Raw genomic sequence first — 26,430 nt, 5'->3', positions numbered from 1 at the left:
CGCCCGCACCGAGCGGTTGTCCGCAGCGTCCGCAGCTTCGCGCGCCGACCAGTGCGCCCACGGTTCCGCCTCTCGCCTGCGGGGTGCCGGACCAGGTCGTCGAGACCGACGAGGAGCGACCGCCCGCGTCCCCGGAGCGCACGATCGGCCCCAGGCTAGCCGACCCCACGTCCCCCGGTGAGACACCCGTTCCGGGGCCGTCACCCACCCGTCCCCCGCCTCGGTCCCCCGACATGTACCCCGCAGACGGGTGGCGATCGAGACGGAATCGTGATTTCCTCATGAGTCGACCCGTGACGGGTCGCCATCAGATCGAAGCAAGGGGAGAACGACATGATGAAGTTCGCCATGGGGAGCGAGACCCTCACGCAACTGAGCCAGAAGACGAGCGGGGCCGGCGACGACCTCGGCGCGCTCGTCCGCCAGCTCGCCGACGCGGCCGCGCCGCTCGAAGGCCGCTTCAACGGAGCCGGCCGCGCCGCCTTCGACCGCTTCAAGGGCGAGGTCGACGGCATCTCCGTCGAGCTCAACGCCGCCCTGTCGTCGGTGCTGACCGGCATCACGGGCCAGAACCGTGCCTTCGTCGAGGGTGAGCAGCAGATCGCCGACGAGACCACCTCGGCCCAGTCCGGTGCCGGATTCGAGAGCGCCCGCTTCGGCGGATCGCGCGCATAAGGGGGAACGACCATGGCCAACGCAACCGACCGCCGCGACTTCGACCTCGGAGCCTCCGGCAACGCCCAGGACAACTTCAACGCCGTCGCCAGCCGCCTCGAGGCGCTCATCACGCAGCGCGACTCCGACGTCAAGACCGCCATGGCGGACTACCAGGCCGACGGCTCCAGCGAGGAGTACGCGGGCAAGGAGCAGCGCTGGAACCGCGTCGCCACCGAGGTGCGCACGATCATCAACACGCTCCGCCAGTCGCTCGCGTCGAACGACGAGTCGGCCCAGACCGCCATGCAGCGGGCCAAGGCCGCCGTCGACGGCATCTAGGCACGGCCCGTGAGCGACTCACGGGCGACGACCCTGCCCCACCCGCTCGCCGACGCGAACGGGCCGGGGTGGATCGCGACGATCAGCACCGCCCCCGTCGTCGGCCTGACCTCGGGGCGGCAGGCCCTGCTCACCGACGCGACCCGCGCCGGCGTCCGCGTCGTCGTCGTGACCCACGACGACGCCCGGCTCAGCTGGGCGCTCTACCAGGCCCTGCGCCTCGTCGCCGGGGCCTGGCTGGTGCGGGACGCCGACGGCCACCTGCGCCACGCCATCGGCGGTGCCCGGGTGGCGTCGTACGACGAGGCCCTGCTCGATCCCCTCGGCGACCCGGTCGACGGATCGGCGCGGGCGACCGCGCCCGCCGACGAGTTCGCCCTCCTGCCCCAGCCGGCGGTCGAGACCACGCGCCCGTGGCTGCAGTTCTCCGTGGCCGTGCACCACGCGGCGAGGGCCGAGGCCCTGACCGGCACGACGACGGAGGCGCTGGTCACCGCCGTCGCGGGCGTCGCGCCCACCGTGTGGGGCACCTCCGAACCCCCCGCCACCGTCTGGGACCGCGGTCGCATCACGGCCCTGGCCCGGGCCCGCATGCCGCGGGACTCCCGGGTGCACGTCGCCGGCTCCGCGCCCGACGGCACGGTCTGGACCGGCACGATCCGCATCGCCCGCAGCGAGACCGGCCTGACCGAGGAGACCCGGCTGCTGTTCGCGCTGCCCGAGGCGACCGGCGTCGACGACGCGACCCGCGCCTCCTCGGCTCTCCGCAGCCTGTCCGAGAAGCAGCAGGTGCTGCTGGCGACGGCGTGGAGCCTGCGGGGCGCGGCCGACGCGACCATCACGCCCTACCGGCCGACGACGCCACAGCCCCTCGCCGCGGTGGTCGGCGCGCGGGCCGTGCGGCGCCTGGGGCTCGACGCGACCTCCTTCGCCGCCGAACACGGCGGGACCACGACCGGCAACGCCCGCACCCCCTCGCTCGTCGTGCCGTTCGGTGCCGACGCGACCCGGTGGCAGCGCTTCGCGGCGGCCCTCGACGCGATCGGCCCGGGTGTCGTCGCCGACGCCCTCCTCCCCCCGGCGGTGCGCCGTGCCCCGTGAGTTCGTGATCCTCTCCGCCGAGCCCGTGACGGCCGTCGAGGTCGTGACCGCGGCCGCGGCCGTCGACGGCGGCCTCGGTGCCGGGCGCCTCTGGCAGGGCGGCGGCATACAAATCGCGTCGGAGGACGGCCTGGTCTTGGCCGTGCTTCGCAGCACGCAGCTCGAGGACGCCCGGGAGGCGCGGCGCGGCCTGGGACTGCCGGTCACCGACCCGGCGTCCCCCGACCGGCCCACGGACCGAACCACCGACGGCCCGGCCACCGACCGCTGGTGGACCGAGGCCTACGGCCCCTTCGACGGGCCGCTCACCCAGGCGCTGGCCCGGCGCCTGGCCGACGACGTGCAGGGCACCCTCGTGACGACAGGAGACGACCGATGACCGCATGGAGCATCGAACCCGACGGCGTGGTGGCCGTCCTCACCAAGGTGCAGGGCTCGGCCGAGACGTTCGCGGGCACCTTCGCCGGCGTCGAGACGGCCCAGACCGAGTTGAACGCCGGCGTGGGCGGCGACATCCTGGTGTCGTCGGCCGTGGCCGTCGTCGACCTGATCTCGTCCGAGACGAACCGTGTGCAGGGCATCAACGCGCGCATCCTCGCCTGCGCGACCGGGGCGGGTGACGCGACGCTGGCCTACGTGAACGGCGACGAGGAGATGGCCGCGCAGACGCAGTCCGCCGCCGTGCAGGCCGCCGAGTCGGGCGACCTCAGCTTCTTCGAGGGGGGTCGCTGATGGCCACGAAGGGGTCGCTGATCGCACCGTCCGAGTTCTACGGTCTCGACATCGTGCCCGAGTCGATCGCGTCGGCGGCGGCGGGCTACAAGACCACGTCGACCGCGGTCACGACGAACGCCGAGGCCGTGATGACCGACTGGTCGGGGCTGTCCGCGTCGTACACCGCACCCGAGGGGCCGCAGTTGTTCGCCTCGATGGACCCGGTGCGCACCGACGCCGAGGCCGTCGCCGGCAAGCTCTCGACGGTGGCCGACCTCCTCGAGACGCTCGCCGAGTCGGTCACGGCACCGGTCGCGCGCATCAAAGAGCTCGTGACCGAGGCGAACGCCTTCCGCGCGTCGGTGGCCGGCGGCGTGACCCTCGACTTCTACGACCCCGACAACCCGCTCTTCCAGGCCAGCCAGATGAGCGGCGGCGGGGTGCCGATCGTGCCCGAGGGCCAGGGCGAGACGACCATCCCGTGGAACGAGCACACACCGTCGGTCGAGCGCAACAACGAGCTGCAGTCGCAGTACAACGCCGAGATCGCGAAGATCGACGCGGCCCGGGTCGAGTTCGAGAACGGCGTCAACGCCCTGCGTGACGACCTCTGCGTGGCTCCGCAGACCGCCGTGACGGGTGAGCAGCTCGACCTCGCCGAGGACAACCCGTGGGGTGCCCAGGGCAAGGGCGAGCGGTCGTGCCAGGAGTCGGTCGGCGACGGACTCGTCGAGTTCGGCACCAGCTTCGTCGAGGGCACCGTGTCGCTCGTCGGCTTCGACGCCGCGAACGGCTGGAAGCACGACTGGTCGTTCGCCGGCGAGGCGTGGACCGGCATGCTGACCGGTCTCGGCGCCCTCGCCATCACGGTGGCCTTCCCGGTGGCGCCCGCCCTCGCGAACCTGCCCGACTCGGCCGTACCGGAATCGCTGCGCGGCCTCCGCGACAACTACAAGCAGACGATGGACGGCATGGTCGGCGGAATCGTCGGCACGCCCGAGCAGTGGGAAGAGGACCCGGTCGCCGCCGGCACCTTCGCGGTGGCGAACGTCGCCTCGTTCTTCATCCCGGGTGCGGGCCAGGTCGGAGCGGGCCTCAAGGTCGGGTCGGGCGCGGCCCGGGCGGCGACCCTCACCGGTCGACTGGCCGAGGTGGCGGAGGACGCGTCGCACCTGCCGAAGGGCCTGTCGCGGGTCGAGGACCTCGTCGCCGAGTTCGGCGACCACGCCGGCGGCCTGTCGAAACTCGACGACCTCGACGGTCTGTCCGACACGATGACGGCGCTCGACCGCATGACCGACGTCGAGTTCGAGGGCCTGACCGGCGCCCTCAAGGCGGGCGAGGAGGTCGACTTCGGCTCGCTGTCGAAGCTCGAGGACTTCGCCGACTACGGCGACCTCGGTCGAGCAGCCGAGGAGGCGCGTGCCGCGTCCCCCACGCACGCCGACGCGTCCGCCCACGCGGGTGGTGGCACCGGCTCCGACCCCGCTGCCGGTGCCGCCCGCGCCGCCGACCCCGGGTCGGGCGGCACGACGCTGCTCGAACGTGGCGACGGAGGCGGAGCGTCCGATGCCGGGCGAGCCGACGGTGCCGGATCGAGCGACGCAGGTCGCGCGGACGGCCCTGTCGACGGTGGCGACGCCACCCCGGACCGGCCAGCAGACGGTGGCCGCGGTGCCGAGGTCGACGACCTCGACCTGCTCGGCCCGGACAAGACGCCCGGTCCGCGAACGGACACCCCGGGAACCGGTCCGACGCCGCACCCCACGCCGACCGTCGAGCACCACGTGACGGTCTCGGGCTCCGACCTGCCGACGAAGGAGAAGCCGTTCGCCCACGGTCAGGTCCTCGCCCCGGACACGGCGTACACGGTGCCCGGCCGGGGCGTGTTCTCGACCGACGCGACAGGTCGCATCGTCCACGTCGAGACCGAATACGGCGGCAAGGGCAACCTGAACTACGACCTCATGCAGCCCGCCGCGGATACGACCTACGTCGTCGGTGGCAAGCACGTCTACGTCACCGACCATGCCAGCCGCACGGTGCTCGCCGAGTTCGACGACCTCCAGCTCGGCGATGCCGACCGGTCCGAGTCGGTGCAGAAGCGCATCGGCAAGGAGGGCGGTGTCGGGTACGAGGGAGGCCACCTCCTGGCCAACATGTTCGGCGGCGGCGGCGAGAAGATCAACATCGTGCCGATGCTCAAAGATGTGAACCGCGGAGCGGACAAATCCTTCGGTAACCTCGAGAAAGCCTTGCAACGTCTGGTCTCCGGTGAGTCCCCGGAAAATGTGCGCCTGCAGGTCAAGCCGCAGTTCGAGGACTCCTCAGCTGTGCCTCGACAGGTAGACGTGCGCTACGCGGTCAACAACGGAAGGTGGATCAATGTCCAATTCCCCAACGCCAGATCCTGAAGCGTCGGGCCTCGAAGCCGAGCGAGAGGCACTACGGCGGGCTGGTCTCGCCGTCTACGAGCTCATCCCCGCTGGTATCGAACGCGCGGAGTTCGATTACTCGGAAGTGGGAGGCGTAAGGGTCGGCTCTGTCGGGCTCTATGACGCACAGGGTAATGAATCTTCTACGCCCGAAACCGATGCGGCGAGCGCCGCGGCGTCAGAACTTCGTCGGGTGATGTTCCGCCCGGGGACCGGTACGTGGTTCAGCGCACAGTTCAGGGTCTCGTCGGCCGGCAGGCTCAGCACGTCCTTCGACTATGACGAACGTCCTCCGTACAGCTGGATCGACGATCAAGCTTTCGTGGACGATCACGCGACGTATCCCCGATCGACTGACGCGACACCACGATGGCTGGCAGACCTGCTGGCTCGTTGACTTGGTGATCACCGGGGCTGGCTCTCCCTCGCTGATGTCCTCGTCTCGACGACTCGTCATGTGGGCGCGGAGGGCGACTGATCACGACACATCTCGCCCGCCATCGGATCAACGATGAGAGAGGAAGACACATGTCCGACGACCAGCTGACGACGGGCGTCGAGGCTGAACGCGCGGTCCTGCAAGAGATCGGCGAGCAGCTGTACGGGCTGCTCCCGTCCGGCTTCGACCGGATCGTCATGACGACCAGCATGGCTCGGGGCGTGATGGCCGGCGAGACGTTGCTCTTCGCAGCCGACGGCTCCCAGGAGTCGGCTGCTCCCGCGCGACGCACGTTCGAAGCGGCTCGTCGACTGAGGCGCCTGATGTACAAGCCAGGGGCAGGCACGTGGTTCACCGCCGTCTTCACCGTGACGGCCGCCGGAAAACTCAGCGCACAGTACGACTACGACAACGAACCCGAACTAGGTCACTTCGGTGCCGAGGAATATCGTGCCGACTTCGAGGATTTTCCCCGGACTGCCGAGAACACGCCCGAGTGGCTCGCCGCGATCCTCGCGGGTGCGCCCACCCGGCACGACCTCGTCGGCCGTGACGAGGGTCCCGTCTGAGAGTCGAGACATGGACTCGCGCAACAGGGCTGGAGTCACGTGACGCAGCCGTTGATGCCAGGGCCTCCACTGTCCTCCGCCAGCCTCGACGCCGCTGTCGAGCGTCTTCCCGACGACGTCGTGGCCCTGTGGCGTGACCACGGGCTGGGCGCGACGGCTGACGGGTACCTGCGCATCGTCGACCCCACCGCGTGGCAGGACGTCCTCGCCGAGGTCGCACCTCGATTCGCGGCGGCCACGCCCCTGATGTCGTCCGCCCTCGGAGACCTGGTCGTCTGGCTCGACGGCCGAGCGCACCTCCTCGAATTCCGACTGGGCACGAGCCGGATCATCGCCAACAGGCTCTCGACGCTCCTCGTCATCCTCGGCTACGAGTCGTTCCTGGCCGACCCCGACTACTTCGACTGGAGCCCCTTCCCGGAGGCGCGGGAGCGTCTCGGGGTGCCCCGCTCCGACGAATGCTTCGGTTTCAGCCCGCTGCTCGCCCTCGGAGGCCGACGATCTGCTGCGTCCCTCGAGGTCGTCGACATGCGCGAGCACGTCCTCCTGATCTCCTCCGTCGCGGGCCCACTGCCGTGACTCACGCCAGCGGCACAGACGCCGCATGCTCGCATCCACTTGCACGTGAGGTGGGGCTGTCGGTCGCGACCGCGCAGTCGACGACGGGCGGGACCCTGATCCTCGTCGGAGGCGGCACATCGCCCGATGCCTACCTCGAGGCATGCCTCACGACCTCGAGAGAACTGGCGGACTCAGGAGTACTCGGGCCCGTGCCGTCCGCTCACGACTCGGAGCCCCACGGCATGCCTGCCGAGAGGGACGCACTCCGCATCCTCGGCAAAGCGCTCCATGCCGTCATCCCGCGCGACCACGATCGAGTGATCGCCCGGATCAGCGTGGTCGGCGGAGTGACAGCCGGCACGATCGAGCTGCATGCCGCAAACGGCAGCTCGACCTCTCTCTCGTCCGGTCGTGGCGTCTTCCGGGCGGCCCGCGATCTCCGGAGGGTCATGAGCAAACCCGAAGCCGGGACGTGGTTCACGGGCGTGATCACCGTCACCGCCGGGGGGAAGCTCAGTGCGAGGTACGACTACGACCACGAGCCCGAGCTCGGGTCTTTCGCCGCCGAGGCGTACCGCGCCGACTTCGACGAGTTCCCCCGCACGCCGAAGAACACCCCCGGCTGGCTGGCCGCCATCCTCGCCGGTGCCCCGACCCGCCACGACCTCGTCGGCAGGGGTGGCACACATGAGCCGAAGGGAGAACCCGAGTCATGACACGACATGAGAACCCACCCGGACTCGAGCAAGGGCGCTCTGCGCTGAGAGGGGTCGGTCTGGCTCTTCATGGCGAGATCGCAGCGGGCTTCGATCGCATCGAGGCCGAGATCAGCATCGTCGGTGGTGTCTCCTCCGGAAAGAAGCGCCTCTACCGCCCGGACGGGACGGACGACTCCATCATGGGCACGAGGGACTCCACCCTCCGTGCTCGTGAACTCAGAGAGGCCATGTACAGGCCGGGGGCCGGAACATGGTTCACCGCCTGGTTCACGGTCACGGCGGAAGGGAAGCTCCGCACGCGATTCGACTACGACAACGAACCCGAACTGGGCCACTTCGCCGCCGAGGCCTACCGAGCCGACTTCGATGAGTTCCCCCGCACCCCCGAGAACACCCCCGACTGGCTCGCCGCCATCCTCGCCGGTGCCCCGACCCGCCACGACCTCGTTCGCCTCGGACACGATGACCGGCGCTGAGGAGAGCCGCTCTGCTTCACGTGACGGGCAGCCGGCGGGACTCGAAGCCGAACGCGTCCAACTGCGCGCCATCGGTCGTCTGCTGTATCCGACTCTGAACTCAGAACACGATCGTGTCGAGATGCAGGTCAGCGTGGCGGGCGGCGTCCTCGCCGGCCGGACCCGTGTCCATCGACTCGACGGTTCGCTCGAATCGATCATCGGGCCTGTCGATGCGTTCGAGGCGGCCGAAGTCCTCCGCGGCGCCATGCACCGTCGAGATGCGGGGACCTGGTTCACCGCGGTGTTCACGGTCACGGCGGCCGGCAAGATGAGCGCGTCGTACGACTACGACCACGAGCCCGAGTTGGGCCACTTCTCCGCGGATGCCTACAGGGCCGATCTGGCTCGATTTCCCCGCACCCCCGAGAACACCCCGCATTGGCTGGCTGCCATCCTCGCCGGCGCCCCGACCCGCCAAGACCTGGTCGGCCGCGACCACGGTGACGACCGAGGACGATGAGGCCCTGCGGGCCGAGACGCCTCAGAGCGGCAGCACGGCCTCGAGGGCGAGCGGGTCGCCGTCGATCGCGATGTCGTTGAGCTGCCGGCCAACGAACTCCGCGGCCTCGACCGTGTCCGACTCGATCCGGTGCCCCGTGCCCTCGACGACGAGCGCCCAGGCGACCGGACCCCCGGAGGCGCGGGTCACCTCGAGACGGCAGCGCGTCAGTTCGCGGTCCTGTCCGAATCGCATCTCCGACAGGTCGGTGATGACCATGCACTCGAGGTCGTCGAGGAACCCGTGCAGGGTGGCGTCCCTCGCGATCTCGAGCCGCGCCTCCTCGTCGAGGCCGTCGGCGGACGAGGTGAACCGCGTGCCCTCGACGGTCCGGACGATCCATGAGACGTGGTCGCCGACGGTGACGAAGGACTGCATGCTGCTGATCCTCGGCCCGATGTCGGCGTGCGCGTACACCGGGGGCAGGTCGGTGACGCTGACGACGATGCCGTCGCGGCGACCCACGACGCGGCGGTCGGAGTCGACGACGATGCGCTGGTTGCGGGGCACCCACGGGGCCTTCGGGAACTCGTCGAAGAGCACCTCGTCGAACTCGAACACGACCGCGCTCTGCTGGCTCATCGCACCAGACAACCACTGCACGGGCCGACGGCGACGGGTGGGACCAGAGCCGGGAAAGAGAGAAGGCCCACCCGGAGGTGAGCCTTCACGTTCGTGCGCGAGGGGGGACTTGAACCCCCACGCCCTTTCGAGCACTGGCACCTGAAGCCAGCGCGTCTGCCAATTCCGCCACTCGCGCGAACTCGTAGACTTTAGCATGCGTGGGACGCCCGAAAGAGCACCGGTGAGTCCCTTTCACTCGTTCGGGCTAAGATCGGGCGACCAGAGACCCCGAACCTGGAGACCCATGGGACTGCTCGACAACTTCGAACGCGGGCTGGAGCGCGCCGTCAACGGCGCCTTCGCCAAGACGTTCCGTTCGGGCGTGCAACCACTCGAGATCACGAACGCGCTGCGCCGTGAGCTCGACACCAAGGCCGCGGTGGTCTCGCGTGACCGCATCCTCGTGCCCAACGAGCTCCAGGTGCGCCTCGCCCCCATCGACTACGAGAAGATGTCCGGCATCGGTCCGGCCCTGATCGACGAGCTCACGCAGCTCACCCAGCGGCACGCCACCGCCCAGGGGTACCAGTTCGCCGGGCCCCTCGGCATCCGCCTCCGCGAGGACGACTCGCTGAGCGTCGGCATCATGTCGGTCGACTCGCGCAACCTGCGCGGCGAGGTGCAGTGGAAGCCGTTCGTCGAGATCGACGGCAAGCGCCGTGAGCTCAGCGGTGCCCGCACGATCATCGGCCGCGGCAGCGACGCCGACATCACCGTTCAAGACACCGGTACCTCCCGTCAGCACGTCGAGATCCTGTGGGACGGGTCACGTGCCCAGGTCCGCGACCTCGGCTCGACGAACGGCTCGAAGCTCAACGGCAACCCCCTCACCAAGGCGCCGCTGCAGCCCGATTCGGTGATCCAGATCGGTCGTACGCGTATCGTGTTCCGCGTGCTCCCCCAGTCATCGACGCCCGACCCCTTCGACGGGCCCGACTCCACGGGTGGCCGACGATGACCTCAGCCCTCACCCTGCTGGTGCTCCACTTCGGCTTCCTGGCCGTCCTGTGGCTGTTCGTCTTCGTGATCGTGTTCGCGCTGCGGAGCGACCTCTTCGGGCAGCGGGCGCGCAAGATGCCCGCCGACGCCACACCCGGCAAGGCGAGCTCGACCGCCACCGCGCCTCCTGCCCCCGCCCCGCGTCCCGCGCCCGCCGCGCCGGCACCGACGCCGCAGGGTGACGGGCGCGCCACGCGGCTGGTCATCACCAAGGGCGCCAAGGCCGGCCTCGAGATGCCCCTCGGCGACGGGCCGCTCACCATCGGGCGGTCCCAAGAGAGCAACCTCGTGATCCGCGACGACTACACCTCGACCCACCACGCGCGCCTCATGCTCTGGAACGGCCGCTGGGTCGTGCAAGACCTCGACTCCACCAACGGCACGTTCCTCGCCGGTGAGCGCGTGTCGGTCCCCACCCCCGTGCCCACGGGCGCGACCGTGACGATCGGGCAGACGAGCTTCGAGCTCCGGCGGTAGGCCCTCATGACGACGCACGCCAAGAGTGCCGCTCTGTCCAACGTGGGCAAGATCCGGTCCAACAACCAAGACAGCGGCTACGCCGGCACGCAGCTCTTCGTCGTCGCCGACGGCATGGGCGGGCACGCGGGCGGCGACGTGGCCTCGGCCATCGCGATCCGACGGATCCGCGAGACCGACCGCGTCTACACCTCGCCGGGTGACGCCGAGTTCGCGCTGCAGTCGTCGTTGATCGCCGCGAACCAGTTGCTGGCCGAGACCGTCTTCGAACACCAAGAGCTCACCGGCATGGGCACCACCGTCAGCGCCATGCTGCGCGTCGGTGACAGCATGGCGATCGCCCACATCGGCGACTCACGCATCTACCTGTTCCGCGAGGGCGAGCTCAGCCAGATCACCGCCGACCACACCTTCGTGCAGCGCCTGGTCGACAGCGGTCGCATCACGCCAGAAGAAGCGGCGGTGCACCCGCGACGCAGCGTGCTGATGCGCGTGCTCGGCGACGTCGACGCGGCACCCGAGATCGACACGGCGACCCTCGGCACGCAGCCCGGCGACCGCTGGCTGATCTGCTCGGACGGCCTCAGCAGCTACCTCGCCGAGGAGCGCATCAAGAAGGCCATGGCCATGGGCCTCGACGCCGAGCAGACGGCCCGGCGCCTCGTGAAAGAGACCCTCGACCACGGCGCCCCCGACAACGTGACCGTCGTCATCGTCGACGTCGACGAGTCGGGCGACTCGGCACTCGACGAACCCGTCACGGTCGGGTCGGCCGCCGCACCCCTCAGCTTCGACAGCGACGCCGGGCGCAAGCAGCTCCGTCTGCCGACGATCCTGCTGCACCCGCTCAAGGTCGCCACGACGCCGGAAGACAGCCACTTCGAGCCCGAGAGCGACGAGTACCTCGCCGAGCTCATCGCCGAAGACAAACGTCGCCGCCGCCGTCGCCGCATCACCTGGCTGACCGCCCTCGTCGTGGCGATCGCCGCGCTCGTCGCCGGGCTCGTCCTGACCTACCAGTGGACGCAAGACCACTACTACGTGGGCGAAGAGCGGGGCACGGTCGTCATCTACAAGGGCGTGCAACAGAGCCTCGGGCCCATCGGCCTCTCGAGCGTCTACGAGACCACCGACGTCCAGGTCGACGACCTGCCGAACTACACGCAGACCACCGTGGAGGACACCATCAACGCCGGTTCCCTCGCGGACGCCAGGGCCATCGTCGAGAGGTTGGCCGATGCCAGCAACCCCTGACGCACCCGGTGGTGACGCGACCGAGGTCATCGGTCGCGTAGGAGGCGCGCGCAAGCCGTCCGCGAAGGCCTCGCGTCCCACGAACATGACGCAGGCGATCTCGCTGCGCCTGCGCGAACCCGCGCGCCTCCGCAACCTCGAACTGCTCATGCTGCTGATCGCCTGCGGCGTCGCCGCCGGAGCGATGGTGCTGGTCCAGCTCGGTGCGACCGGCGAGGTCGACCCGACCGTGCTGATCGCCGGCTCGATGGTGCTGGGCCTGGCCCTGATCTTCCACGTCGTCCTGCGGGTCGTCGCCCGCGAGGCCGACCCGTTCGTCATGCCGATCGCCGTCACCCTGAACGGCATCGGCATCGCGATGATCTACCGCCTCGACCTGGCCGAGGGGCGTGAGGGCTGGGGCGCGCTGGGCATCAAGCAGATGGTCTGGACCGTCCTCGCGATGGTGATCGCCCTCGCCGTGCTGCTCGTGATCCGCAACTACCGGGTGCTGTCGCGGTACCGCTACATCGCGATGTTCGTGTCGATCGTGCTGCTGCTGCTGCCCCTCCTACCGGGCATCGGCCGCGAGGGGTTGAACGCCCGCGTCTGGATCGACATCGGACCGTTCTCGTTCCAGCCGGGCGAGATCGCCAAGATCACGCTGGCCATCTTCTTCGCCGGCTACCTCGTCACCGCCCGCGACAACCTCTCGCTCATGGGGCCGAAGATCCTGGGCATGCGGTTCCCCCGGCCGCGCGACCTCGGGCCGATCCTCATCGTCTGGCTCGTCGCCATGGGCGTCCTGATCTTCCAGCGCGACCTCGGCACCTCGTTGCTCTACTTCGGGTTGTTCCTCGTCATGATCTACGTGGGCACGGGGCGCGCGAGCTGGATCGTGCTCGGCGTCGGCCTGTTCCTCGGAGGGGCCCTGATCGCCAGCACCTTCCTGGGGTACGTGCAGGGCCGTTTCGCCGCCTGGCTCAACCCCTTCGCCCAGTCCGAGTACGACGCCGTCGGCGGGTCGTTCCAGCTCGTCCAAGGCCTGTTCGGCCTGGCGAACGGCGGACTGATCGGCACGGGGCTGGGTCAGGGCCGTCCGCAGACCACCCCGCTCGCCGAGAGCGACTACATCTTCGCGTCGCTCGGCGAAGAACTCGGCCTCACCGGGCTCTTCGCCATCTTGGCGCTCTACCTCCTGCTCGTCTCCCGCGGGTTCCGCATCGGCTTCGTGGGTCAGGACGACTTCGGTCGCATGCTCGGGGTCGGCGTCGCCTTCGTCGTGGCCCTGCAGGTCTTCGTGGTCATGGGTGGCGTGACGAGGGTGATCCCGCTCACGGGCCTCACCGCTCCCTTCCTCGCCGCGGGCGGCTCGTCGCTCGTGGCCAACTGGATCATCGTGGCCCTGCTGCTGCGACTGTCCGACTCCGTGCGCAACCAACCGAGGCTGGTGATCGGCTGATGAACAAAGAACTCCGACGCGTGAGCTACGTGGTGCTCGCCATGTTCGTCGCGCTCTTCCTCTCGACGACCTACATCACGGCGTTCCAGGCCGACGCGCTGAACGCCGACGCCCGCAACTCGCGGGCCCTGCTCGCCAGCTACTCGGCGCAGCGCGGTCCCATCCTGGTCGGCGGCCAGGCGATCGCGCAGTCGACCCCCGTCGACGACCAGTACGAGTTCCAGCGCACCTACTCGCAGCCCGACCTCTACGCACCCGTCGCCGGCTACTACACGCTGGGTCAGGGATCCCGAGGCATCGAGGACGCCATGAACCGGTACCTCACGGGCAACGCGAACTCGCAGTTCTTCGACCAGGTCAACTCGCTGCTCACGGGTCAGGACCCCGAGGGGGCCACGGTCAACCTCACCCTCGACCCCACCGTCCAGCAGGCGGCCTACGACGCCCTCGGCTCGAACTCGGGCTCGGTCGTCGCGATGGACCCGAAGACCGGCAAGATCCTCGCGATGGTCTCGAAGCCCAGCTACGACCCCAACCCGCTCGCCAGCCACGACCGTCAGACCGTCACCGACGCCTACGACTCGCTGATCGCCGACCCCTCGGCTCCGCTGCAGAACCGGGCGATCCAGGGCGACCTGTACGCACCGGGGTCGACCTTCAAGCTGATCACGACGGCGGCTGCGCTCGAGAGCGGCGACTACACGCCCGACAGCGCCTTCCCCAACCCGTCGACCCTGACGCTGCCCGGCACCAGCACGAACATCAACAACGCCGAGGGCGGGAGCTGCGGCGGCGGCGAGACGGCCACCATCGCGACGGCCCTCCGCCTGTCGTGCAACATCCCCATGGCGCAACTCGGCCAGGCCCTCGGTGCGAAGGCCCTCCAGGATCAGGCCGAGAAGTTCGGCTTCGGCGACGACTCCATCGGCGTCCCCCAGGCCGTCACGCCGAGCCAGTTCCCCATCGAGGACTCCAAGGGCCAGGCCATCAACGACGCCACCCTCATGCTGCAGTCTTTCGGGCAGGGCTCCGACCGCGTGACGCCCCTGCAGATGGCCATGGTCTCGTCCGCCATCGCCAACGGCGGCACCGAGATGAACCCGACCTTGATCGAGAGCGTCCTGAACCCCGACCTGAGCCCGGTCGAGGATTTCTCGCCCTCGGAGTACGGCAAGCCCATCAGCTCCCAGACTGCGGCCACGATGACCGACATGATGGTGCAGGACGTCGCGAACGGTGCGGCGAGCAATGCAAGAATTGACGGCGTCGACGTCGCCGGCAAGACAGGAACGGCCGAGAACGGCCCCGGCGAGCCGTACACCCTCTGGTTCACCGGGTTCGCGCCTGCTGCTGACCCCGAGGTCGCGGTCGCGGTCGTCGTCGAGAACGGCGGCGGACAGGGCCAGTCCGCATTCGGCAACAGTGTCGCGTCACCGATCGCGAAGAAAGTACTAGAGGCGGTGCTGAACAAATGAGACCATCCGGCGGAGTCACCTTCGGTGGGCGTTACCAGCTGTCGACCCGAGTCGCCATCGGCGGCATGGGCGAGGTCTGGGAAGCCACCGACCTCGTCATCGGCCGCACGGTCGCCATCAAGATCCTCAAGGACGAGTACCTGGGCGATCCCGGATTCCTCGAGCGCTTCCGCGCCGAGGCCCGTCACGCGGCCCTGGTCAACCACGAGGGCATCGCGAACGTCTTCGACTACGGCGAAGAAGAGGGCAGCGCCTACCTGGTGATGGAGCTCGTCCCCGGCGAGGCCATGTCGACGGTCCTCGAGCGCGACCGCGTCCTGCCGACCGACAAGGTCCTCGACATCGTCGCGCAGACCGCCTCGGCCCTCCAGGCCGCCCACGCCGCAGGTCTCGTGCACCGCGACATCAAGCCCGGCAACCTGCTCGTCACCCCGGACGGCCGGGTGAAGATCACCGACTTCGGCATCGCACGCATCGCCGACCAGGTTCCGCTGACGGCCACGGGCCAGGTCATGGGCACCGTGCAGTACCTCTCGCCCGAGCAGGCGAGCGGCCACCCGGCGTCCCCCAGCACCGACATCTACTCGCTCGGCATCGTCGCCTACGAGGCCCTGGCCGGTCGTCGACCCTTCACGGGCGAGTCCCAGGTCGCCATCGCGATGGCACAGATCAACGAACAGCCGCCCGACCTCCCGTCGACGGTCTCCGAACCCGTGCGTCGTCTCGTCCTGTCCTGCATCGCCAAGAAGCCGGGCGAACGGCCGGCGACGGCCTCGGCCCTCGCCCAGGCCGCTCGGGCCCTCCGCCGCGGCGACGTGGCCGCGGCGACCGTCGCCGTCCCGGCGATCGGCGCCGTCGCCGCCACGCCCGCCGACACGGCGACCCAGGCCTTCAACGCCCAGGACGCCACGACGCAACTGTTCGATCCGATGGCCACCCGTGCTCAGAGCGCCGCCGGCGGTGCTGCCGCGGGCTACGTGGCCGGTTCGGCCGATCCCGACGCCCTGCGCGACGGCGACGACGAACCCGACGAGAAGAAGCGCAGTCCGTGGTTCTGGCCGCTGATCGTCCTCGCCGTCCTGGCCGTCATCGCCCTCGTCGTCGGCATCGTCTTCGCGGTCGGCAACACCGACGATCCCGCGCCCGCGCCGACGACCTCGAGCAGCACGCCGACGCCGACCCGGACGACTCCGACGCCCACCCCGACCCCGACGTCCGTGACGGTGTCCTCGGGCGACTACGTGGGGCTGACCGAGGCCGCTGCCCGCGCCTCCCTCGAAGAACTCGGCCTGCAGGTCGACTCGGCCGACGCCGGGTCGAGCGCCCCGAGTCCCGACCAGGTCGGCACCGTCGCCAGCATCGACCCGACGGGTGCCCTCGAGAAGGGCTCGTCGGTGACGATCTACATCTACCGCGCGGCCCCGACCCCTGCCCAGCCCTCGACGCCCACCGCCACCCCGGGCCAGATCGAGGCTGGCGACACCGCCACCATCAACTGGCCCGCCTACACGGGGTGCCCGACCGGTTACTCGCTGACGGGCTACTCGTACACGATCACCGGCGGGACCGACACCTCGGGTCAGTCGGCCGGGGGCCTCGGTGCCAACGCGACGTCCCTCACGGTGACCGCCTCGGCCGCCGGCAACCTCACGGTCAGCTACGTGGCCAACTGCGGTCAGATCGCGTCCGAGCCGTCGCCGGGAGTCACCATCACGGTGACGGCCCCGGCCACGTCACCGGCTCCGAGCCCCTCGGAGGGCACCGACCCTCAGTAGGTCCGATCGTGACCCCGGTCGTGCAGACGACCGGGGTCACGAAGCCCTGACAATCATCCCTTCGGCCTAGGTCCGTACCCAGTCCGGGGGCTACCGCCCCGGTACACTGGCTCCGACCGTGTCGCCAGACAGGGGTGGGTCGTTGGGAGAACAGGCGTGGCTGAAGGTGTGAGAGAGAGCATCCATCTCCTCGCCAACCGGTACCAGATCGGTGACCTGATCGGCCGCGGTGGCATGGCCGACGTCCACGTCGGCACCGACGCCCGACTCGGCCGCAAGATCGCCGTCAAGCTGATGAAGCCCAGCCTCGCGACCGATCCGGCCTTCCGGTCGAGGTTCCGCCAAGAGGCCCAGGCCGCCGCCCGCATGGCCCACCCGACCATCGTCCGGGTCTTCGACGCCGGCGAAGAGGTCGTCCGCGACCGCCGTGGGCTCGACGTGGTCGTCCCGTTCATCGTCATGGAGTACGTCGAGGGGCGTCTGCTCAAGGACATCGTCGCCGAAGGGCCACTCGACCCCGACGAGGCCGTCCGGGTCACCTCGGGCGTGCTGACGGCCCTCGAGTACTCGCACCGGGCGGGCGTGGTCCACCGCGACATCAAGCCCGGCAACGTCATGTTGACCAACTCGGGCCAGGTCAAGGTGATGGACTTCGGCATCGCCCGCGCCATCAGCGACTCGGCGGCCACCGTCGCGCAGACGACGGCCATCCTCGGCACCGCGCAGTACTTCAGCCCCGAGCAGGCGCGCGGCGAGACCGTCGACGCCCGCACCGACCTCTACTCGACCGGCGTCATGCTCTTCGAGTTGCTCACGGGCAAGCCGCCCTTCACCGGCGACAGTGCCGTCGCGGTCGCCTACCGTCACGTCAGCGAGCCTCCCGTCCCCCCGAGCACGCTCGAGCGACAGGTCAGTCCGGCGCTCGACGCCGTCGTCCTGCACGCGCTCACCAAAGACCGCTTCGACCGCTTCCAGAGCGCCGCCGAGTTCCGCGACGACCTCGAAGCCGCGGGCGCCGGTCGTGCTCCGGCCCGCCGGCCGCACGCGGTCGACGCCGGCTCCACGCTCTTCGGCGTCAACCCGCACGCGAATGCGGGCAGCGAGGCCGCGCTGAAAGAGCTGCAGTCGGACGACACCGGACGGCCCCAACGAACGCAGACCCGGCCGCCCGTCGCCTGGATCTGGGCGGGCATCGTGCTCGTGGCCGTCGTCATCGTCGCCGTCGTCTTCTGGGTGGTCAACCTGACGCCTCCCACCGTCGACAACGCCCAGTCGTCCCGCATCCCCGACCTCGTCGGGGTCAGCTTCGAGACCGGATCCGCCCGCCTCGACGACCTGGGCCTGACGGTCGTCCGTGCCGACGCCACCAGCCCGACGATCGACGCCGGCGACATCGTGTCGACCGATCCGGAGCCCGGCACGTCCGTCCCGAAAGAATTCGCCGTCACGGTGACCGTCTCGTCGGGGCCCCAACTCGTCGCCATGCCGTCGGTCACCGGTCAGACCGTCGACGCCGCTTGGCAGGCCATCACCGATGCTGGTCTCGAACGGGGCCAGCAGAGCTCCGACTACTCGCCCACCGTTCCCGAGGGGTCCGTCCTCTCGTCCGATCCGGCAGCGGCTGCGCAGGTCGCCCTCGGCTCGGGTGTCGACATCGTGGTGTCCAACGGTCTCGTGCAGCTTCCCGACGTCACCCGCCAGCCCTCAGAAGAAGCCATCACGACCCTGCGCGACCAGCTCGGTCTGGCGGTCACCCCGCAGGCCGACCCCGGCTGCACCGGTGAGACGGTGTCGGGCATGAGCGTCCCGCCCGGCGACGTGGCTCAGGGCTCGGCGGTCACCCTGCGCATCTGCACCGGCTGAGCCCTCGCAGAAGCCACGGAGCGACGCCGAGGTCCGACGAAGCCAGTTCGACGCTCGGAGCGAGACGCCGAGAGCACGACTCTCGGACTTCGACGTCCGGACGACGGGCTCGGACGTTCAGCCCAGGTCGACGAGCGGGTCGAGCCCCCGGGCCGTCACGGCTGCCCCCGGCAAGCCGGCGACCGACAACCAGTTGCCGATCATCTGGTAACCGCCCTGGGTCAGCACCGACTCGGGGTGGAACTGCACGCCGTAGACCGGCGCGGAACGGTGCTGCAGGCCCATGATGACGCCGCCCGTGGTGCGCGAGGTCACCTCGAGCGTCTCGGGCACCGTCTCGTCCACCACGGCGAGCGAGTGGTACCGCGTGGCGGTGAACGGCTGCGGGACCCCGTCGTAGAACGCGCTGTCGTCGTGTTCGACCTTCGACGTCTTGCCGTGCATCAGTTCGTCGGCGTGCGTCACGGTGGCCCCCAGCGCCTCGGCGATGGCCTGGTGCCCGAGGCAGACGCCCAGGAGCGGCTTGTCGGCCGCCAGGGCGGCGTGCACGACGTCGATGGAGACGCCGGCGGCCGCGGGGGTCCCCGGGCCGGGGGACAGCAGCACGGCGTCGTACTCGGCGATGCGGTCGGCGGTGTCGGCCGCGTCGAACGCGTCGTTGCGGACGACGTCCGTCTCGGCACCCAACTGCTGGAGGTACCCGTTCAGCGTGTAGACGAAGCTGTCGTAGTTGTCGAGGACGAGGATGCGCGTCATGGTTGCTCCACGGTGACGTCGGGGGTGGGCAGGAGTTCGTTGACGTAGGGGAAGACCCACTCGACGAGGGCGAACAGCACGGCGGCGATCAGGACGAGCACGAGCACGAGCCTGACCCACCAGGGTCCGGGCAGGATGCGCCAGAGGGCGGCGTACAAAGTCAGCCTCCGATCCCGGCAGCGGCGAGCTCGGCGGGTGCGCCGGCCGACAGCGGCTGCCACGAGTCGAACACACCGTAGGCGACGATGCGTTCTTGGGCGGTGAACATCGGATTGCAGCTGGTCAGGGTGATCAGGCGGTCGCCCGAGGTCGCCGACACGTCGGGAGCGTCGGGCACCTGCTGCAGCACCGAGACCTGCGTGGCCTGGACGTACTGCAGGTTGCGGAACGAGTACGTGAACCAGCCGTCCTGTGTCTGGACGTACATCTTGTCGCCCTCTTGCAGGTCGGCGATCTCGTTGAACGGCGCCCCGTAGGTGGTCCGGTGGGCGGCGATCCCGAAGTTGCCGACCTGGCCGGGCATCTGCGTCTCGTCGTAGTGGCCGATGCCGATCTTGTTGAGGGTTCGCACGGTGCTCGTCCCCCCGGCGATCGGGACCGCGTAGTCGGCTCCGAACCGTGGGACGTAGAAGTTGGCGAACTCCTCGGCCTCGCCGGGCGCCGCCCCCACGGGCGGCTCACCGTACGAGCCGTCGGACGACGGCTCGGGGGCCGCAGTCGCCGCCTGGTCGAACTGCTCGCTCAGCCGTGCCGCCTCGCCCTTGTGGGCGTCGGCGACGACGAGGTCGTTGAACCATTGCTGCCACCCGATGAAGAGCAGCACCAGGACGCCGGCCGTGATGAGCAGTTCTCCGAGGACGCTGACGAAGGAGGCGCGGGATCGACGGCGACGCTTCATGCGTCTCGAGAGCTGGGCCTCGCCCCCGTGGTCCGTCATGACTCGATTCTAGGCGGGCTCCGCTCCCGCGGAGACAGTGGGGACCACCGGTGGACAACGTGTGGAGAGCATGTGGAGAATGCGGGCGTACCCGGGGACGGACGTGGCGACCCTCCCAGGACCGAAAAGGGCCTCACGGTACACTGTGCGCCATGGCCAAAGACACGAACCGCAGCACGAAGCCCGCCCGCACCGCAGAGGACGCGCCGAACCCCGTGTGGTTCAAGCCGGTCATGTTCGGCTTCATGCTCGTAGGTCTCGCCTGGATCGTGGTGTTCTACGTCAGCCAGAGCACCCTCCCGGTGGCTTCGCTCGGCTCGTGGAACATCTTGGTCGGCTTCGGGATCATGTTCATCGGGTTCTTGATGACCACCCGGTGGCGCTAGAACGCACCTTCGAACTTACACGCCTGTAACTATCCCCATTGTGGGAAACCCTGTGGATAACTTTCCTGTGGATAACTCGGGCGGATGAGATCGCGTCGGCCGACGAGAAGAGGCGGCTCCCCGATGGGGAGCCGCCTCTCGTCGTTCACCGTCCGCGTGGTCTAGAACAGCCCGACCAGCTGGGCCGATCTGGCCAGGAGCACCGCGACGACGATCACGCCGATCGCGACGAGCACCGCGAGTTGCACGGCGTGCTTCGACCGGTGACGGGTCTTCGAGAACAGGAACGCTATCGCCCCGCCCACGACGATGCCCCCGAGGTGGGCCTGCCACGCGATGCCGGGCACGATGAACCCGATCGCGAGGTTGATGCCGACCAGCACCAGGAGCTGGATGCTGCGACCACCGAGGCTGCGGGCGATGACGAAGAACGCCGCCATGAGGCCGAAGATGGCCCCGGAGGCACCGACCACGAAGCTTCCCGGTGCCAGGAGGGCGACAGCGGCCGAGCCGCCGATCCCCGAGAGGAAGTAGAGGGCGGCGAACCGACCTCGCCCCAACTGACGTTCGAGTTCGGCCCCGAAGATGTACAGCGAGTACATGTTGAAGAGGATGTGCAGGATGCTCCCGTGCACGAACATCGTCGTGACGGCGCGCCAGGGCTGCACGATCTCGAGCGGCGGGTAGAACGCCAGGGCCCGCGTGACCACGCCGTTGCCCGTACCGGTCACGAGTTGCAAGAGGAACACCGCGACGGTCACGCCGATGATGCCGTAGGTGACGACGGGGGCGCCTCGCCGAGACGCGCTACGGACCCGACCGACCACCTGCGGTTGGAGGCGCGGTGCGTTGCCCCGCGCCTCCTTCACGCACTCCGGGCAGTGGACCCCCACCGCGGCGGGCGTCTGGCACTCGCCACAGATGGTGCGACCGCACCTCTGGCAGAGGACGAAGCTCTGCCGGTCGGGGTGCCGATAGCAGAAGTTCGAGCGGTCGTGCGGATCGGTCACCTAGACCTCGTCGATGGTGACGCTCTCGAGCACCACGTCCTCGAGGGGCTTGTCGCGCGCGTCGGTCTTGACGGCCTCGATCGCGTCGACGACCTTCTTGGACTCGTCGTCGGCGACCTCGCCGAAGATGGTGTGCTTGCCCTGCAGCCACGGGGTCGGAACCGTCGTGATGAAGAACTGCGAACCGTTGGTGCCCTTGCCGCCGCGCGAGCCGGCGTTGGCCATCGCGAAGATGTAGGGGGCGTTGAAGTTCAGCTCGGGGTGGATCTCGTCGTCGAACTGGTAGCCGGGCCCGCCGACGCCCTGGCCGAGCGGGTCGCCGCCCTGCAGCATGAAGTCCTTGATGATGCGGTGGAAGACGACGCCGTCGTAGAGCTTGTCGGTGCTGACCTTGCCGGTGGCCGGGTGGGTCCACTCTTTGGTGCCGGTGGCGAGACCGACGAAGTTGGCGACGGTCTTCGGGGCGTGGTCGCCGAAGAGGTTCACCTTGATGGTGCCGTGGTTGGTGGTGAGGGTGGCGACAGCGGTGTGCGTTGACATGTCGTCATTCTTCCACAGCCACCTCTGCGCACCAGCGACTCCCCAGTCACCGTTCCGTGACCTGTCAGGAACCTCCGTGCCACACTGGGACGGGCCAGCAACTCTGGCTCCACTGCCTACTCGTTGGAGGAACGTTCATGGCCCTGTCACGCAAGCAGAAGAAAGAACTCAAGAAGTTCAAGAAGCACGCTGTGGCGGTGTGGGGTGAGCAGCGCGGCGTGATCGACCACGCCGGCAAGGTCATCGGCGGCTACCGCGACGACGCCGTCAAGATCGCGAACAAGAAGGTCGTCCCCCAGATCAAGCACGCGGTGGACTCGAACGTCCGCCCCGTGGTCTCGCAGGGCCTCTCGACCGGGTCGCACTACGCGTCGGTCGCCCAGGACCGCCTGAAGCACGACGTCTACCCGGCGTTCTCGTCGGCTCTCGGCAACCTCGACCTCGCGAACGACCCGAAGGTCGCGAAGGCCGTGAAGAACGCCAAGAAGCAGGGCAAGAAGGCCGCGGCAAAGTACGTGCCGCGCCAGCAGAAGTCCGGCCCCGGCGTCGGCGGCGTCCTGCTGATCGGCGTGGGCGTCATCGCTCTCGGTGCCCTCGTGTTCGCGGCCGTGCAGACGCTCCGTGCCGACGACGAGCTCTGGGTCGCCGACGACGACGCCGACACCAAGGCGTAGTACCCCACACCCCCACGAAGGGCCCGCCTCCCCGGAGGCGGGCCCTTCGTCGTCCCTGCCCCCGACGACTGCAGCATTCGACCCTGATCCGGCCCTAGCCCCAGCACCAGCACCAGCACAGACACTGCCTAAGGCCCAACGTTGCACGCACGTCGGCGAAGCCGACACGGGCCCGGAGGGCCCCCAGACCAGCACAAGAGAATTGCCCCTGTCCGCTGACGGAGTCAGCGGACAGGGGCAAGGCAATCCAGTGGAGCCTGGGAGAATCGAACTCCCGACATCCTGCTTGCAAAGCAGGCGCTCTACCAACTGAGCTAAGGCCCCGACCCCCCGGTCACCGGGGGAACGAGCACGATCTCACCACCCTGCGCGTCAGGAGACGAGCGTGATGTGAGACCGGTACTGCGTGGGGCTAATAGGACTTGAACCTATGACCTCTTCGTTATCAGCGAAGCGCTCTAACCGCCTGAGCTATAGCCCCCGGACCGTCGTAAAGCCTACAGCACCACGACGGCGAACTCGAATCGGCGGGTTCAGCCGACTCGAATGGTGGATCAGTTGTTGGTGAATCCGACGAGGAGACCGCCGGTGATGCGCACGCTCAGGTTGTAGAGGACGGCGACGATGGCCCCGAGGACCGTGCCGACGACCACGTTGAGGATGGCCACCACGATCGAGAAGAGCATGATCTGGCCGACGTTGAAGGTGTCCTGGATCGAGAAGCTCGAGTCGCCGAGGATGTCCCGCAGTAGGGCGTCGAGGTCGTCGAAGATGCCGGTCTGGTTCAGGATCGCCCAGATGAGGAAGGTGGCGACGACCGTGATGATGCCGATCGCGACCGAGATCAGGAAGGCCAGCTTCACGACCGACCAGAAGTCGATGTAGACCAGCTTGAGGCGGACCTGCTTGGTGCCGGACGGTCGTTTCGCCTTCTTCTGCAGTCTCTCGGCGACACTACTCATTGTTCGTTTCCTCTCCGGCGGTTCCGGGGGCCTCGTCGTCGGTCGACTCGGCATCGACCGACGTGACGTCGGTCGTGGGGATCTCGGTGTCGGCGTCGACGGACTCGACGGACTCGACAGACACTACGGCCTCGGCCACGGCGTCCGCACTCTCGTCGACCTCGGCCGCGAGATTGCGCTCACTGTTGCGGGCCACGGCGATGATGCGATCGTCGCTCGCGAAGCGGGCGAAGACGACGCCCATCGTGTCACGGCCCTTGGCCGGCACCTCGGAGACGGCGGAGCGGACCACCTTGCCGCCGGACAGCACCACGAGCACCTCGTCGTCCTCGCCGACGATCAGGGCACCGGCGAGGTCTCCCCGCGCCTCCGCGAGCTTCGCCACCTTGATGCCGAGACCGCCGCGGTTCTGGACGCGGTACTGGTCGGCGGCCGTGCGCTTGGCGTAGCCGCCCTCGGTGACGACGAAGACGTAGCCCTCTTCACCGACGACGGAGGCGCTGAGCAGCGTGTCGTCGTCACGGAAGGTCATGCCCTTCACGCCCGAGGTCGACCTGCCCATGGGGCGCAGCGACTCGTTGGTGGCCGTGAAGCGCAGCGACATGCCGTGACGCGAGACGAGCAACAGGTCGTCGTGCTCGTCCACCAACAGAGCCGAGACGAGTTCGTCGTCGTCACGCAGGTTGATCGCGATGATGCCGCCGGTGCGGTTCGTGTCGTACTCGGTCAGCGAGGTCTTCTTGATCAGGCCGTCGCGGGTGGCGAGCACGAGGTAGTCCGCGACCTCGTAGTCGCGGATGTCGAGCACCTGCGAGATCTGTTCGTCGGGCTGCATGGCGAGCAGGTTGGCCACGTGCTGGCCCTTGGCGTCTCGGCCGGCCTCCTGCAGCTCGTAGGTCTTGGCGCGGTAGACCCGACCCTTGTTCGTGAGGAACAGCAGCCAGTGGTGGGTGGTCGTGACGAAGAAGTGGTCCACGACGTCGTCGGCTCGCAGCTGTGCTCCGCGGACGCCCTTGCCGCCCCGGTGCTGGCTGCGGTAGTTGTCGCTGCGGGTGCGCTTGACGTAGCCACCCCGGGTGATGGTGACGACCATCTCTTCTTCGGGGATGAGGTCTTCGACGCTCATGTCGCCGTCGAAGCCGAACATGATCTCGGTGCGACGGTCGTCGCCGTACTTGTCGGTGATCTCGGCGAGCTCGTCGCTGACGATGGTGCGCTGACGCTCCGGCTTGGCCAGGATGTCCTGGTAGTCGGCGATCTCGCGCTCGAGCTTGTCGGCGTCGTCCTGGATCTTCTGACGCTCGAGGGCGGCCAGGCGACGCAGCTGCAGGTTGAGGATGGCCGAGGCCTGGACCTCGTCGACGTCGAGGAGGTCCATGAGACCCGCGCGCGCCTCCTCGACGGTCGGCGACCGGCGGATGAGCGCGATGACCTCGTCGAGGGCGTCGAGCGCCTTGAGGTAGCCGCGCAGGATGTGCGCGTCGGCTTCGGCCTTCTTCAGACGGAAGCGCGTGCGGCGCTGGATGACGTCGATCTGGTGGTCGACCCACGCCGAGATGAAGCCGTCGAGCGCGAGCGTGCGGGGAACGCCGTCGACGATCGCGAGCATGTTCGCGCCGAAGTTCTCTTGCAGGCTCGTGTGCTTGTAGAGGTTGTTCAGCACGACCTTGGCGACGGCGTCGCGCTTGAGCACGATGACCAGGCGCTGACCCGTGCGACCGGAGGTCTCGTCACGGATGTCGGCGATGCCGCCGATGCGGCCGTCCTTGACCAGCTCGGCGATCTTGATCGCGAGGTTGTCGGGGTTGACCTGGTAGGGCAGCTCGGTGACGACGAGGCAGGTACGACCCTGGATCTCCTCGACGTTGACGACGGCACGCATCGTGATCGAACCGCGGCCCGTGCGGTAGGCGTCCTGGATGCCCCGGACCCCGAGGATCTGTGCCCCCGTCGGGAAGTCGGGGCCCTTGACGCGCTGCATGAGCGCCTCGAGCAGCTCTTCACGCGTCGCGGTGGGGTTCTCGAGGTACCACTGTGCGCCCGAGGCGACCTCACGCAGGTTGTGCGGCGGTATGTTGGTCGCCATGCCGACGGCGATGCCGACCGAGCCGTTGACCAGCAGGTTGGGGAACCGGCTGGGCAGGATGGCCGGCTCGCGGGTGCGACCGTCGTAGTTGTCCTGGAAGTCGACGGTGTCCTCGTCGATGTCGCGCACCATCTCGAGCGCGAGCGGGGCCATCTTGGTCTCGGTGTACCGCGGGGCGGCGGCGCCGTCGTTGCCGGGCGAGCCGAAGTTGCCCTGGCCGAGCGCCAGCGGGTAGCGCAGGCTCCACGGCTGGACGAGACGCACCAGCGCGTCGTAGATCGCCGTGTCACCGTGGGGATGGAACTGGCCCATGACGTCGCCGACCACGCGCGAGCACTTCGAGAACGCGCGATCGGGGCGGTAGCCACCGTCGTACATCGCGTAGATGACGCGGCGGTGCACGGGCTTGAGGCCGTCACGCACCTCGGGCAGGGCCCGGCCGACGATGACGCTCATCGCGTAGTCGAGGTACGAACGCTGCATCTCGAGCTGCAGGTCGACCTGCTCGATGCTGTCGCGCTTCGGTGCCTCGGCGAAGGTCTGGGCACCCTCGGCGTCGGTGCCCTCGGGGGTGTCTGTCGGCTCGTCGGCCATGATTCTCCGTTTGTCGTGGTCTGCCC

29 protein-coding genes and 3 tRNA genes are annotated in these 26,430 nt (G+C 69.0%); 21 read left to right on the top strand and 11 right to left on the bottom strand.

Annotated features, from left to right (window positions below; all coding sequences use genetic code 11):
• Positions 1–333 precede the first annotated feature (333 nt).
• The 12 genes from IFT79_RS14935 to IFT79_RS14880 all read left to right on the top strand — a co-directional run bounded on the left by IFT79_RS14935 (position 334) and on the right by IFT79_RS14880 (position 8,512).
• The gene (locus tag IFT79_RS14935; RefSeq protein WP_307785006.1) at positions 334–675 is read left to right on the top strand and encodes a WXG100 family type VII secretion target; all 342 of its coding nucleotides are present in this window, start codon (positions 334–336) and stop codon (positions 673–675) included.
• 12 nt (positions 676–687) lie between these two features.
• Positions 688–996: a pore-forming ESAT-6 family protein gene (locus IFT79_RS14930; RefSeq protein WP_043595262.1), complete on the top strand. Its 309-nt coding sequence runs from the start codon at positions 688–690 to the stop codon at positions 994–996.
• Positions 997–1,005: 9 nt separating this feature from the next.
• Positions 1,006–2,097: a DUF6177 family protein gene (locus IFT79_RS14925; protein ID WP_192125077.1), complete on the top strand. Its 1,092-nt coding sequence runs from the start codon at positions 1,006–1,008 to the stop codon at positions 2,095–2,097.
• A 4-nt stretch (positions 2,098–2,101) separates the two neighbouring features.
• Positions 2,102–2,476: a hypothetical protein gene (locus tag IFT79_RS14920; RefSeq protein WP_157485206.1), complete on the top strand. Its 375-nt coding sequence runs from the start codon at positions 2,102–2,104 to the stop codon at positions 2,474–2,476.
• Positions 2,473–2,829, top strand: coding sequence for a DUF6507 family protein (locus IFT79_RS14915; protein WP_056044185.1), 357 nt, complete (start codon positions 2,473–2,475; stop codon positions 2,827–2,829). Before IFT79_RS14920 ends, IFT79_RS14915 begins: the two co-directional genes overlap by 4 nt.
• Positions 2,829–5,225 (top strand): DNA/RNA non-specific endonuclease, encoded by a 2,397-nt coding sequence (locus IFT79_RS14910; RefSeq protein ID WP_192125075.1) that lies wholly within the window; start codon positions 2,829–2,831, stop codon positions 5,223–5,225. Before IFT79_RS14915 ends, IFT79_RS14910 begins: the two co-directional genes overlap by 1 nt.
• Complete coding sequence (locus tag IFT79_RS14905) at positions 5,197–5,643, top strand: hypothetical protein (RefSeq protein ID WP_157485207.1); 447 nt, start codon at positions 5,197–5,199, stop codon at positions 5,641–5,643. Before IFT79_RS14910 ends, IFT79_RS14905 begins: the two co-directional genes overlap by 29 nt.
• 131 nt (positions 5,644–5,774) lie before the next feature.
• Positions 5,775–6,254: a hypothetical protein gene (locus IFT79_RS14900; protein ID WP_192125073.1), complete on the top strand. Its 480-nt coding sequence runs from the start codon at positions 5,775–5,777 to the stop codon at positions 6,252–6,254.
• 54 nt (positions 6,255–6,308) lie between these two features.
• Complete coding sequence (locus tag IFT79_RS14895; protein ID WP_192125071.1) at positions 6,309–6,833, top strand: T6SS immunity protein Tdi1 domain-containing protein; 525 nt, start codon at positions 6,309–6,311, stop codon at positions 6,831–6,833.
• Between the two features lie 431 nt (positions 6,834–7,264).
• The gene (locus IFT79_RS14890; protein WP_192125069.1) at positions 7,265–7,531 is read left to right on the top strand and encodes a hypothetical protein; all 267 of its coding nucleotides are present in this window, start codon (positions 7,265–7,267) and stop codon (positions 7,529–7,531) included.
• Positions 7,528–8,010, top strand: coding sequence for a hypothetical protein (locus IFT79_RS14885; RefSeq protein WP_156155555.1), 483 nt, complete (start codon positions 7,528–7,530; stop codon positions 8,008–8,010). The genes IFT79_RS14890 and IFT79_RS14885 overlap by 4 nt, the downstream gene beginning before the upstream one ends.
• A complete protein-coding gene (locus IFT79_RS14880) occupies positions 7,997–8,512 on the top strand; it encodes a hypothetical protein (protein ID WP_192125067.1) in 516 nt (171 codons plus the stop codon). Before IFT79_RS14885 ends, IFT79_RS14880 begins: the two co-directional genes overlap by 14 nt.
• Before the next feature lie 21 nt (positions 8,513–8,533).
• On the opposite strand, the gene IFT79_RS14875 is transcribed toward IFT79_RS14880, so the two are convergent.
• Both IFT79_RS14875 and IFT79_RS14870 read right to left on the bottom strand, forming a co-directional pair.
• Positions 8,534–9,133, bottom strand: coding sequence for a hypothetical protein (locus tag IFT79_RS14875; RefSeq protein WP_056044199.1), 600 nt, complete (start codon positions 9,131–9,133; stop codon positions 8,534–8,536).
• A 94-nt stretch (positions 9,134–9,227) separates the two neighbouring features.
• Positions 9,228–9,311: transfer RNA gene (locus tag IFT79_RS14870), tRNA-Leu, on the bottom strand.
• 108 nt (positions 9,312–9,419) lie between these two features.
• On the opposite strand from IFT79_RS14870, the gene IFT79_RS14865 reads away from it, so the two are divergent.
• The 7 genes from IFT79_RS14865 to pknB all read left to right on the top strand — a co-directional run bounded on the left by IFT79_RS14865 (position 9,420) and on the right by pknB (position 18,459).
• On the top strand, positions 9,420–10,133 hold the full coding sequence (locus tag IFT79_RS14865) for an FhaA domain-containing protein (protein ID WP_043595272.1): 714 nt from the start codon (positions 9,420–9,422) through the stop codon (positions 10,131–10,133).
• Positions 10,130–10,651 carry an FHA domain-containing protein FhaB/FipA gene (locus IFT79_RS14860; RefSeq protein WP_043595274.1) on the top strand — a complete coding sequence of 174 codons (522 nt, stop codon included), beginning with the start codon at positions 10,130–10,132 and terminating at the stop codon, positions 10,649–10,651. The genes IFT79_RS14865 and IFT79_RS14860 overlap by 4 nt, the downstream gene beginning before the upstream one ends.
• A gap of 6 nt (positions 10,652–10,657) precedes the next feature.
• On the top strand, positions 10,658–11,905 hold the full coding sequence (locus IFT79_RS14855; RefSeq protein WP_043595276.1) for a PP2C family protein-serine/threonine phosphatase: 1,248 nt from the start codon (positions 10,658–10,660) through the stop codon (positions 11,903–11,905).
• Between the two features lie 85 nt (positions 11,906–11,990).
• Positions 11,991–13,346, top strand: a complete 1,356-nt coding sequence (locus IFT79_RS14850) for an FtsW/RodA/SpoVE family cell cycle protein (RefSeq protein WP_043595278.1) — start codon at positions 11,991–11,993, stop codon at positions 13,344–13,346.
• On the top strand, positions 13,346–14,821 hold the full coding sequence (locus IFT79_RS14845) for a peptidoglycan D,D-transpeptidase FtsI family protein (RefSeq protein WP_173154021.1): 1,476 nt from the start codon (positions 13,346–13,348) through the stop codon (positions 14,819–14,821). The genes IFT79_RS14850 and IFT79_RS14845 overlap by 1 nt, the downstream gene beginning before the upstream one ends.
• Entirely contained in the window at positions 14,818–16,596 is a 1,779-nt protein-coding gene (locus IFT79_RS14840) for a protein kinase domain-containing protein (protein ID WP_056044207.1), read from the top strand. Before IFT79_RS14845 ends, IFT79_RS14840 begins: the two co-directional genes overlap by 4 nt.
• A gap of 156 nt (positions 16,597–16,752) precedes the next feature.
• On the top strand, positions 16,753–18,459 hold the full coding sequence (gene pknB / locus IFT79_RS14835; protein WP_123571113.1) for a Stk1 family PASTA domain-containing Ser/Thr kinase: 1,707 nt from the start codon (positions 16,753–16,755) through the stop codon (positions 18,457–18,459).
• A 117-nt stretch (positions 18,460–18,576) separates the two neighbouring features.
• Here the strand turns inward: pknB and IFT79_RS14830 are convergent, their stop codons facing one another.
• Genes IFT79_RS14830 through IFT79_RS14820 form a run of 3 tightly spaced genes read right to left on the bottom strand, consistent with a single transcriptional unit; the run spans position 18,577 to position 20,152 of the window.
• Positions 18,577–19,215, bottom strand: coding sequence for an anthranilate synthase component II (locus tag IFT79_RS14830; protein WP_123571112.1), 639 nt, complete (start codon positions 19,213–19,215; stop codon positions 18,577–18,579).
• On the bottom strand, positions 19,212–19,373 hold the full coding sequence (locus IFT79_RS14825) for a hypothetical protein (RefSeq protein WP_173154031.1): 162 nt from the start codon (positions 19,371–19,373) through the stop codon (positions 19,212–19,214). The genes IFT79_RS14830 and IFT79_RS14825 overlap by 4 nt, the downstream gene beginning before the upstream one ends.
• 2 nt (positions 19,374–19,375) lie before the next feature.
• Positions 19,376–20,152: a class E sortase gene (locus tag IFT79_RS14820; RefSeq protein WP_192125065.1), complete on the bottom strand. Its 777-nt coding sequence runs from the start codon at positions 20,150–20,152 to the stop codon at positions 19,376–19,378.
• Positions 20,153–20,304: 152 nt separating this feature from the next.
• Here IFT79_RS14820 and IFT79_RS14815 point away from each other — a divergent pair, with 152 nt between their 5' ends.
• Positions 20,305–20,538: a cell division protein CrgA gene (locus IFT79_RS14815; protein WP_043595289.1), complete on the top strand. Its 234-nt coding sequence runs from the start codon at positions 20,305–20,307 to the stop codon at positions 20,536–20,538.
• Positions 20,539–20,699: 161 nt separating this feature from the next.
• Here IFT79_RS14815 and IFT79_RS14810 read toward each other — a convergent pair whose 3' ends face one another.
• Both IFT79_RS14810 and IFT79_RS14805 read right to left on the bottom strand, forming a co-directional pair.
• Entirely contained in the window at positions 20,700–21,548 is an 849-nt protein-coding gene (locus IFT79_RS14810) for a rhomboid family intramembrane serine protease (RefSeq protein ID WP_192125063.1), read from the bottom strand.
• Positions 21,549–22,088 (bottom strand): peptidylprolyl isomerase, encoded by a 540-nt coding sequence (locus tag IFT79_RS14805; RefSeq protein ID WP_056044214.1) that lies wholly within the window; start codon positions 22,086–22,088, stop codon positions 21,549–21,551. It lies immediately after the preceding gene.
• Between the two features lie 137 nt (positions 22,089–22,225).
• On the opposite strand from IFT79_RS14805, the gene IFT79_RS14800 reads away from it, so the two are divergent.
• Entirely contained in the window at positions 22,226–22,762 is a 537-nt protein-coding gene (locus IFT79_RS14800; RefSeq protein ID WP_123571109.1) for a hypothetical protein, read from the top strand.
• Between the two features lie 251 nt (positions 22,763–23,013).
• On the opposite strand, the gene IFT79_RS14795 is transcribed toward IFT79_RS14800, so the two are convergent.
• From IFT79_RS14795 to gyrA, 4 genes are all read right to left on the bottom strand, one after another.
• A tRNA-Ala gene (locus tag IFT79_RS14795) sits at positions 23,014–23,086 on the bottom strand.
• A gap of 83 nt (positions 23,087–23,169) precedes the next feature.
• A tRNA-Ile gene (locus tag IFT79_RS14790) sits at positions 23,170–23,243 on the bottom strand.
• A 73-nt stretch (positions 23,244–23,316) separates the two neighbouring features.
• Positions 23,317–23,724, bottom strand: a complete 408-nt coding sequence (locus tag IFT79_RS14785) for a DUF3566 domain-containing protein (RefSeq protein WP_043595295.1) — start codon at positions 23,722–23,724, stop codon at positions 23,317–23,319.
• Positions 23,717–26,404, bottom strand: a complete 2,688-nt coding sequence (gyrA, locus tag IFT79_RS14780; RefSeq protein WP_056044217.1) for a DNA gyrase subunit A — start codon at positions 26,402–26,404, stop codon at positions 23,717–23,719. Before gyrA ends, IFT79_RS14785 begins: the two co-directional genes overlap by 8 nt.
• Positions 26,405–26,430 lie beyond the last annotated feature (26 nt).

This window comes from Frigoribacterium sp. CFBP 8759 (assembly GCF_014841655.1).
Lineage (GTDB): Bacteria > Actinomycetota > Actinomycetes > Actinomycetales > Microbacteriaceae > Frigoribacterium.
Note: the sequence above shows the minus strand (reverse complement) of the source record. Positions and strands in the feature narration are given on the sequence as shown.

What these genes read in the sequence shown, in the direction of transcription:
- IFT79_RS14935 (WP_307785006.1), top strand. Translation starts at nt 334, where the DNA reads ATGATGAAGTTCGCCATGGGGAGCGAGACCCTCACGCAACTGAGCCAG.
- IFT79_RS14930 (WP_043595262.1), top strand. Translation starts at nt 688, where the DNA reads ATGGCCAACGCAACCGACCGCCGCGACTTCGACCTCGGAGCCTCCGGC.
- IFT79_RS14915 (WP_056044185.1), top strand. Translation starts at nt 2,473, where the DNA reads ATGACCGCATGGAGCATCGAACCCGACGGCGTGGTGGCCGTCCTCACC.
- IFT79_RS14910 (WP_192125075.1), top strand. Translation starts at nt 2,829, where the DNA reads ATGGCCACGAAGGGGTCGCTGATCGCACCGTCCGAGTTCTACGGTCTC.
- IFT79_RS14905 (WP_157485207.1), top strand. Translation starts at nt 5,197, where the DNA reads ATGTCCAATTCCCCAACGCCAGATCCTGAAGCGTCGGGCCTCGAAGCC.
- IFT79_RS14900 (WP_192125073.1), top strand. Translation starts at nt 5,775, where the DNA reads ATGTCCGACGACCAGCTGACGACGGGCGTCGAGGCTGAACGCGCGGTC.
- IFT79_RS14895 (WP_192125071.1), top strand. Translation starts at nt 6,309, where the DNA reads ATGCCAGGGCCTCCACTGTCCTCCGCCAGCCTCGACGCCGCTGTCGAG.
- IFT79_RS14890 (WP_192125069.1), top strand. Translation starts at nt 7,265, where the DNA reads ATGAGCAAACCCGAAGCCGGGACGTGGTTCACGGGCGTGATCACCGTC.
- IFT79_RS14885 (WP_156155555.1), top strand. Translation starts at nt 7,528, where the DNA reads ATGACACGACATGAGAACCCACCCGGACTCGAGCAAGGGCGCTCTGCG.
- IFT79_RS14880 (WP_192125067.1), top strand. Translation starts at nt 7,997, where the DNA reads ATGACCGGCGCTGAGGAGAGCCGCTCTGCTTCACGTGACGGGCAGCCG.
- IFT79_RS14875 (WP_056044199.1), bottom strand. Translation starts at nt 9,133, where the DNA reads ATGAGCCAGCAGAGCGCGGTCGTGTTCGAGTTCGACGAGGTGCTCTTC.
- IFT79_RS14865 (WP_043595272.1), top strand. Translation starts at nt 9,420, where the DNA reads ATGGGACTGCTCGACAACTTCGAACGCGGGCTGGAGCGCGCCGTCAAC.
- IFT79_RS14860 (WP_043595274.1), top strand. Translation starts at nt 10,130, where the DNA reads ATGACCTCAGCCCTCACCCTGCTGGTGCTCCACTTCGGCTTCCTGGCC.
- IFT79_RS14855 (WP_043595276.1), top strand. Translation starts at nt 10,658, where the DNA reads ATGACGACGCACGCCAAGAGTGCCGCTCTGTCCAACGTGGGCAAGATC.
- IFT79_RS14850 (WP_043595278.1), top strand. Translation starts at nt 11,991, where the DNA reads ATGACGCAGGCGATCTCGCTGCGCCTGCGCGAACCCGCGCGCCTCCGC.
- IFT79_RS14845 (WP_173154021.1), top strand. Translation starts at nt 13,346, where the DNA reads ATGAACAAAGAACTCCGACGCGTGAGCTACGTGGTGCTCGCCATGTTC.
- IFT79_RS14840 (WP_056044207.1), top strand. Translation starts at nt 14,818, where the DNA reads ATGAGACCATCCGGCGGAGTCACCTTCGGTGGGCGTTACCAGCTGTCG.
- IFT79_RS14830 (WP_123571112.1), bottom strand. Translation starts at nt 19,215, where the DNA reads ATGACGCGCATCCTCGTCCTCGACAACTACGACAGCTTCGTCTACACG.
- IFT79_RS14820 (WP_192125065.1), bottom strand. Translation starts at nt 20,152, where the DNA reads ATGACGGACCACGGGGGCGAGGCCCAGCTCTCGAGACGCATGAAGCGT.
- IFT79_RS14815 (WP_043595289.1), top strand. Translation starts at nt 20,305, where the DNA reads ATGGCCAAAGACACGAACCGCAGCACGAAGCCCGCCCGCACCGCAGAG.
- IFT79_RS14805 (WP_056044214.1), bottom strand. Translation starts at nt 22,088, where the DNA reads ATGTCAACGCACACCGCTGTCGCCACCCTCACCACCAACCACGGCACC.
- IFT79_RS14800 (WP_123571109.1), top strand. Translation starts at nt 22,226, where the DNA reads ATGGCCCTGTCACGCAAGCAGAAGAAAGAACTCAAGAAGTTCAAGAAG.
- IFT79_RS14785 (WP_043595295.1), bottom strand. Translation starts at nt 23,724, where the DNA reads ATGAGTAGTGTCGCCGAGAGACTGCAGAAGAAGGCGAAACGACCGTCC.
- gyrA (WP_056044217.1), bottom strand. Translation starts at nt 26,404, where the DNA reads ATGGCCGACGAGCCGACAGACACCCCCGAGGGCACCGACGCCGAGGGT.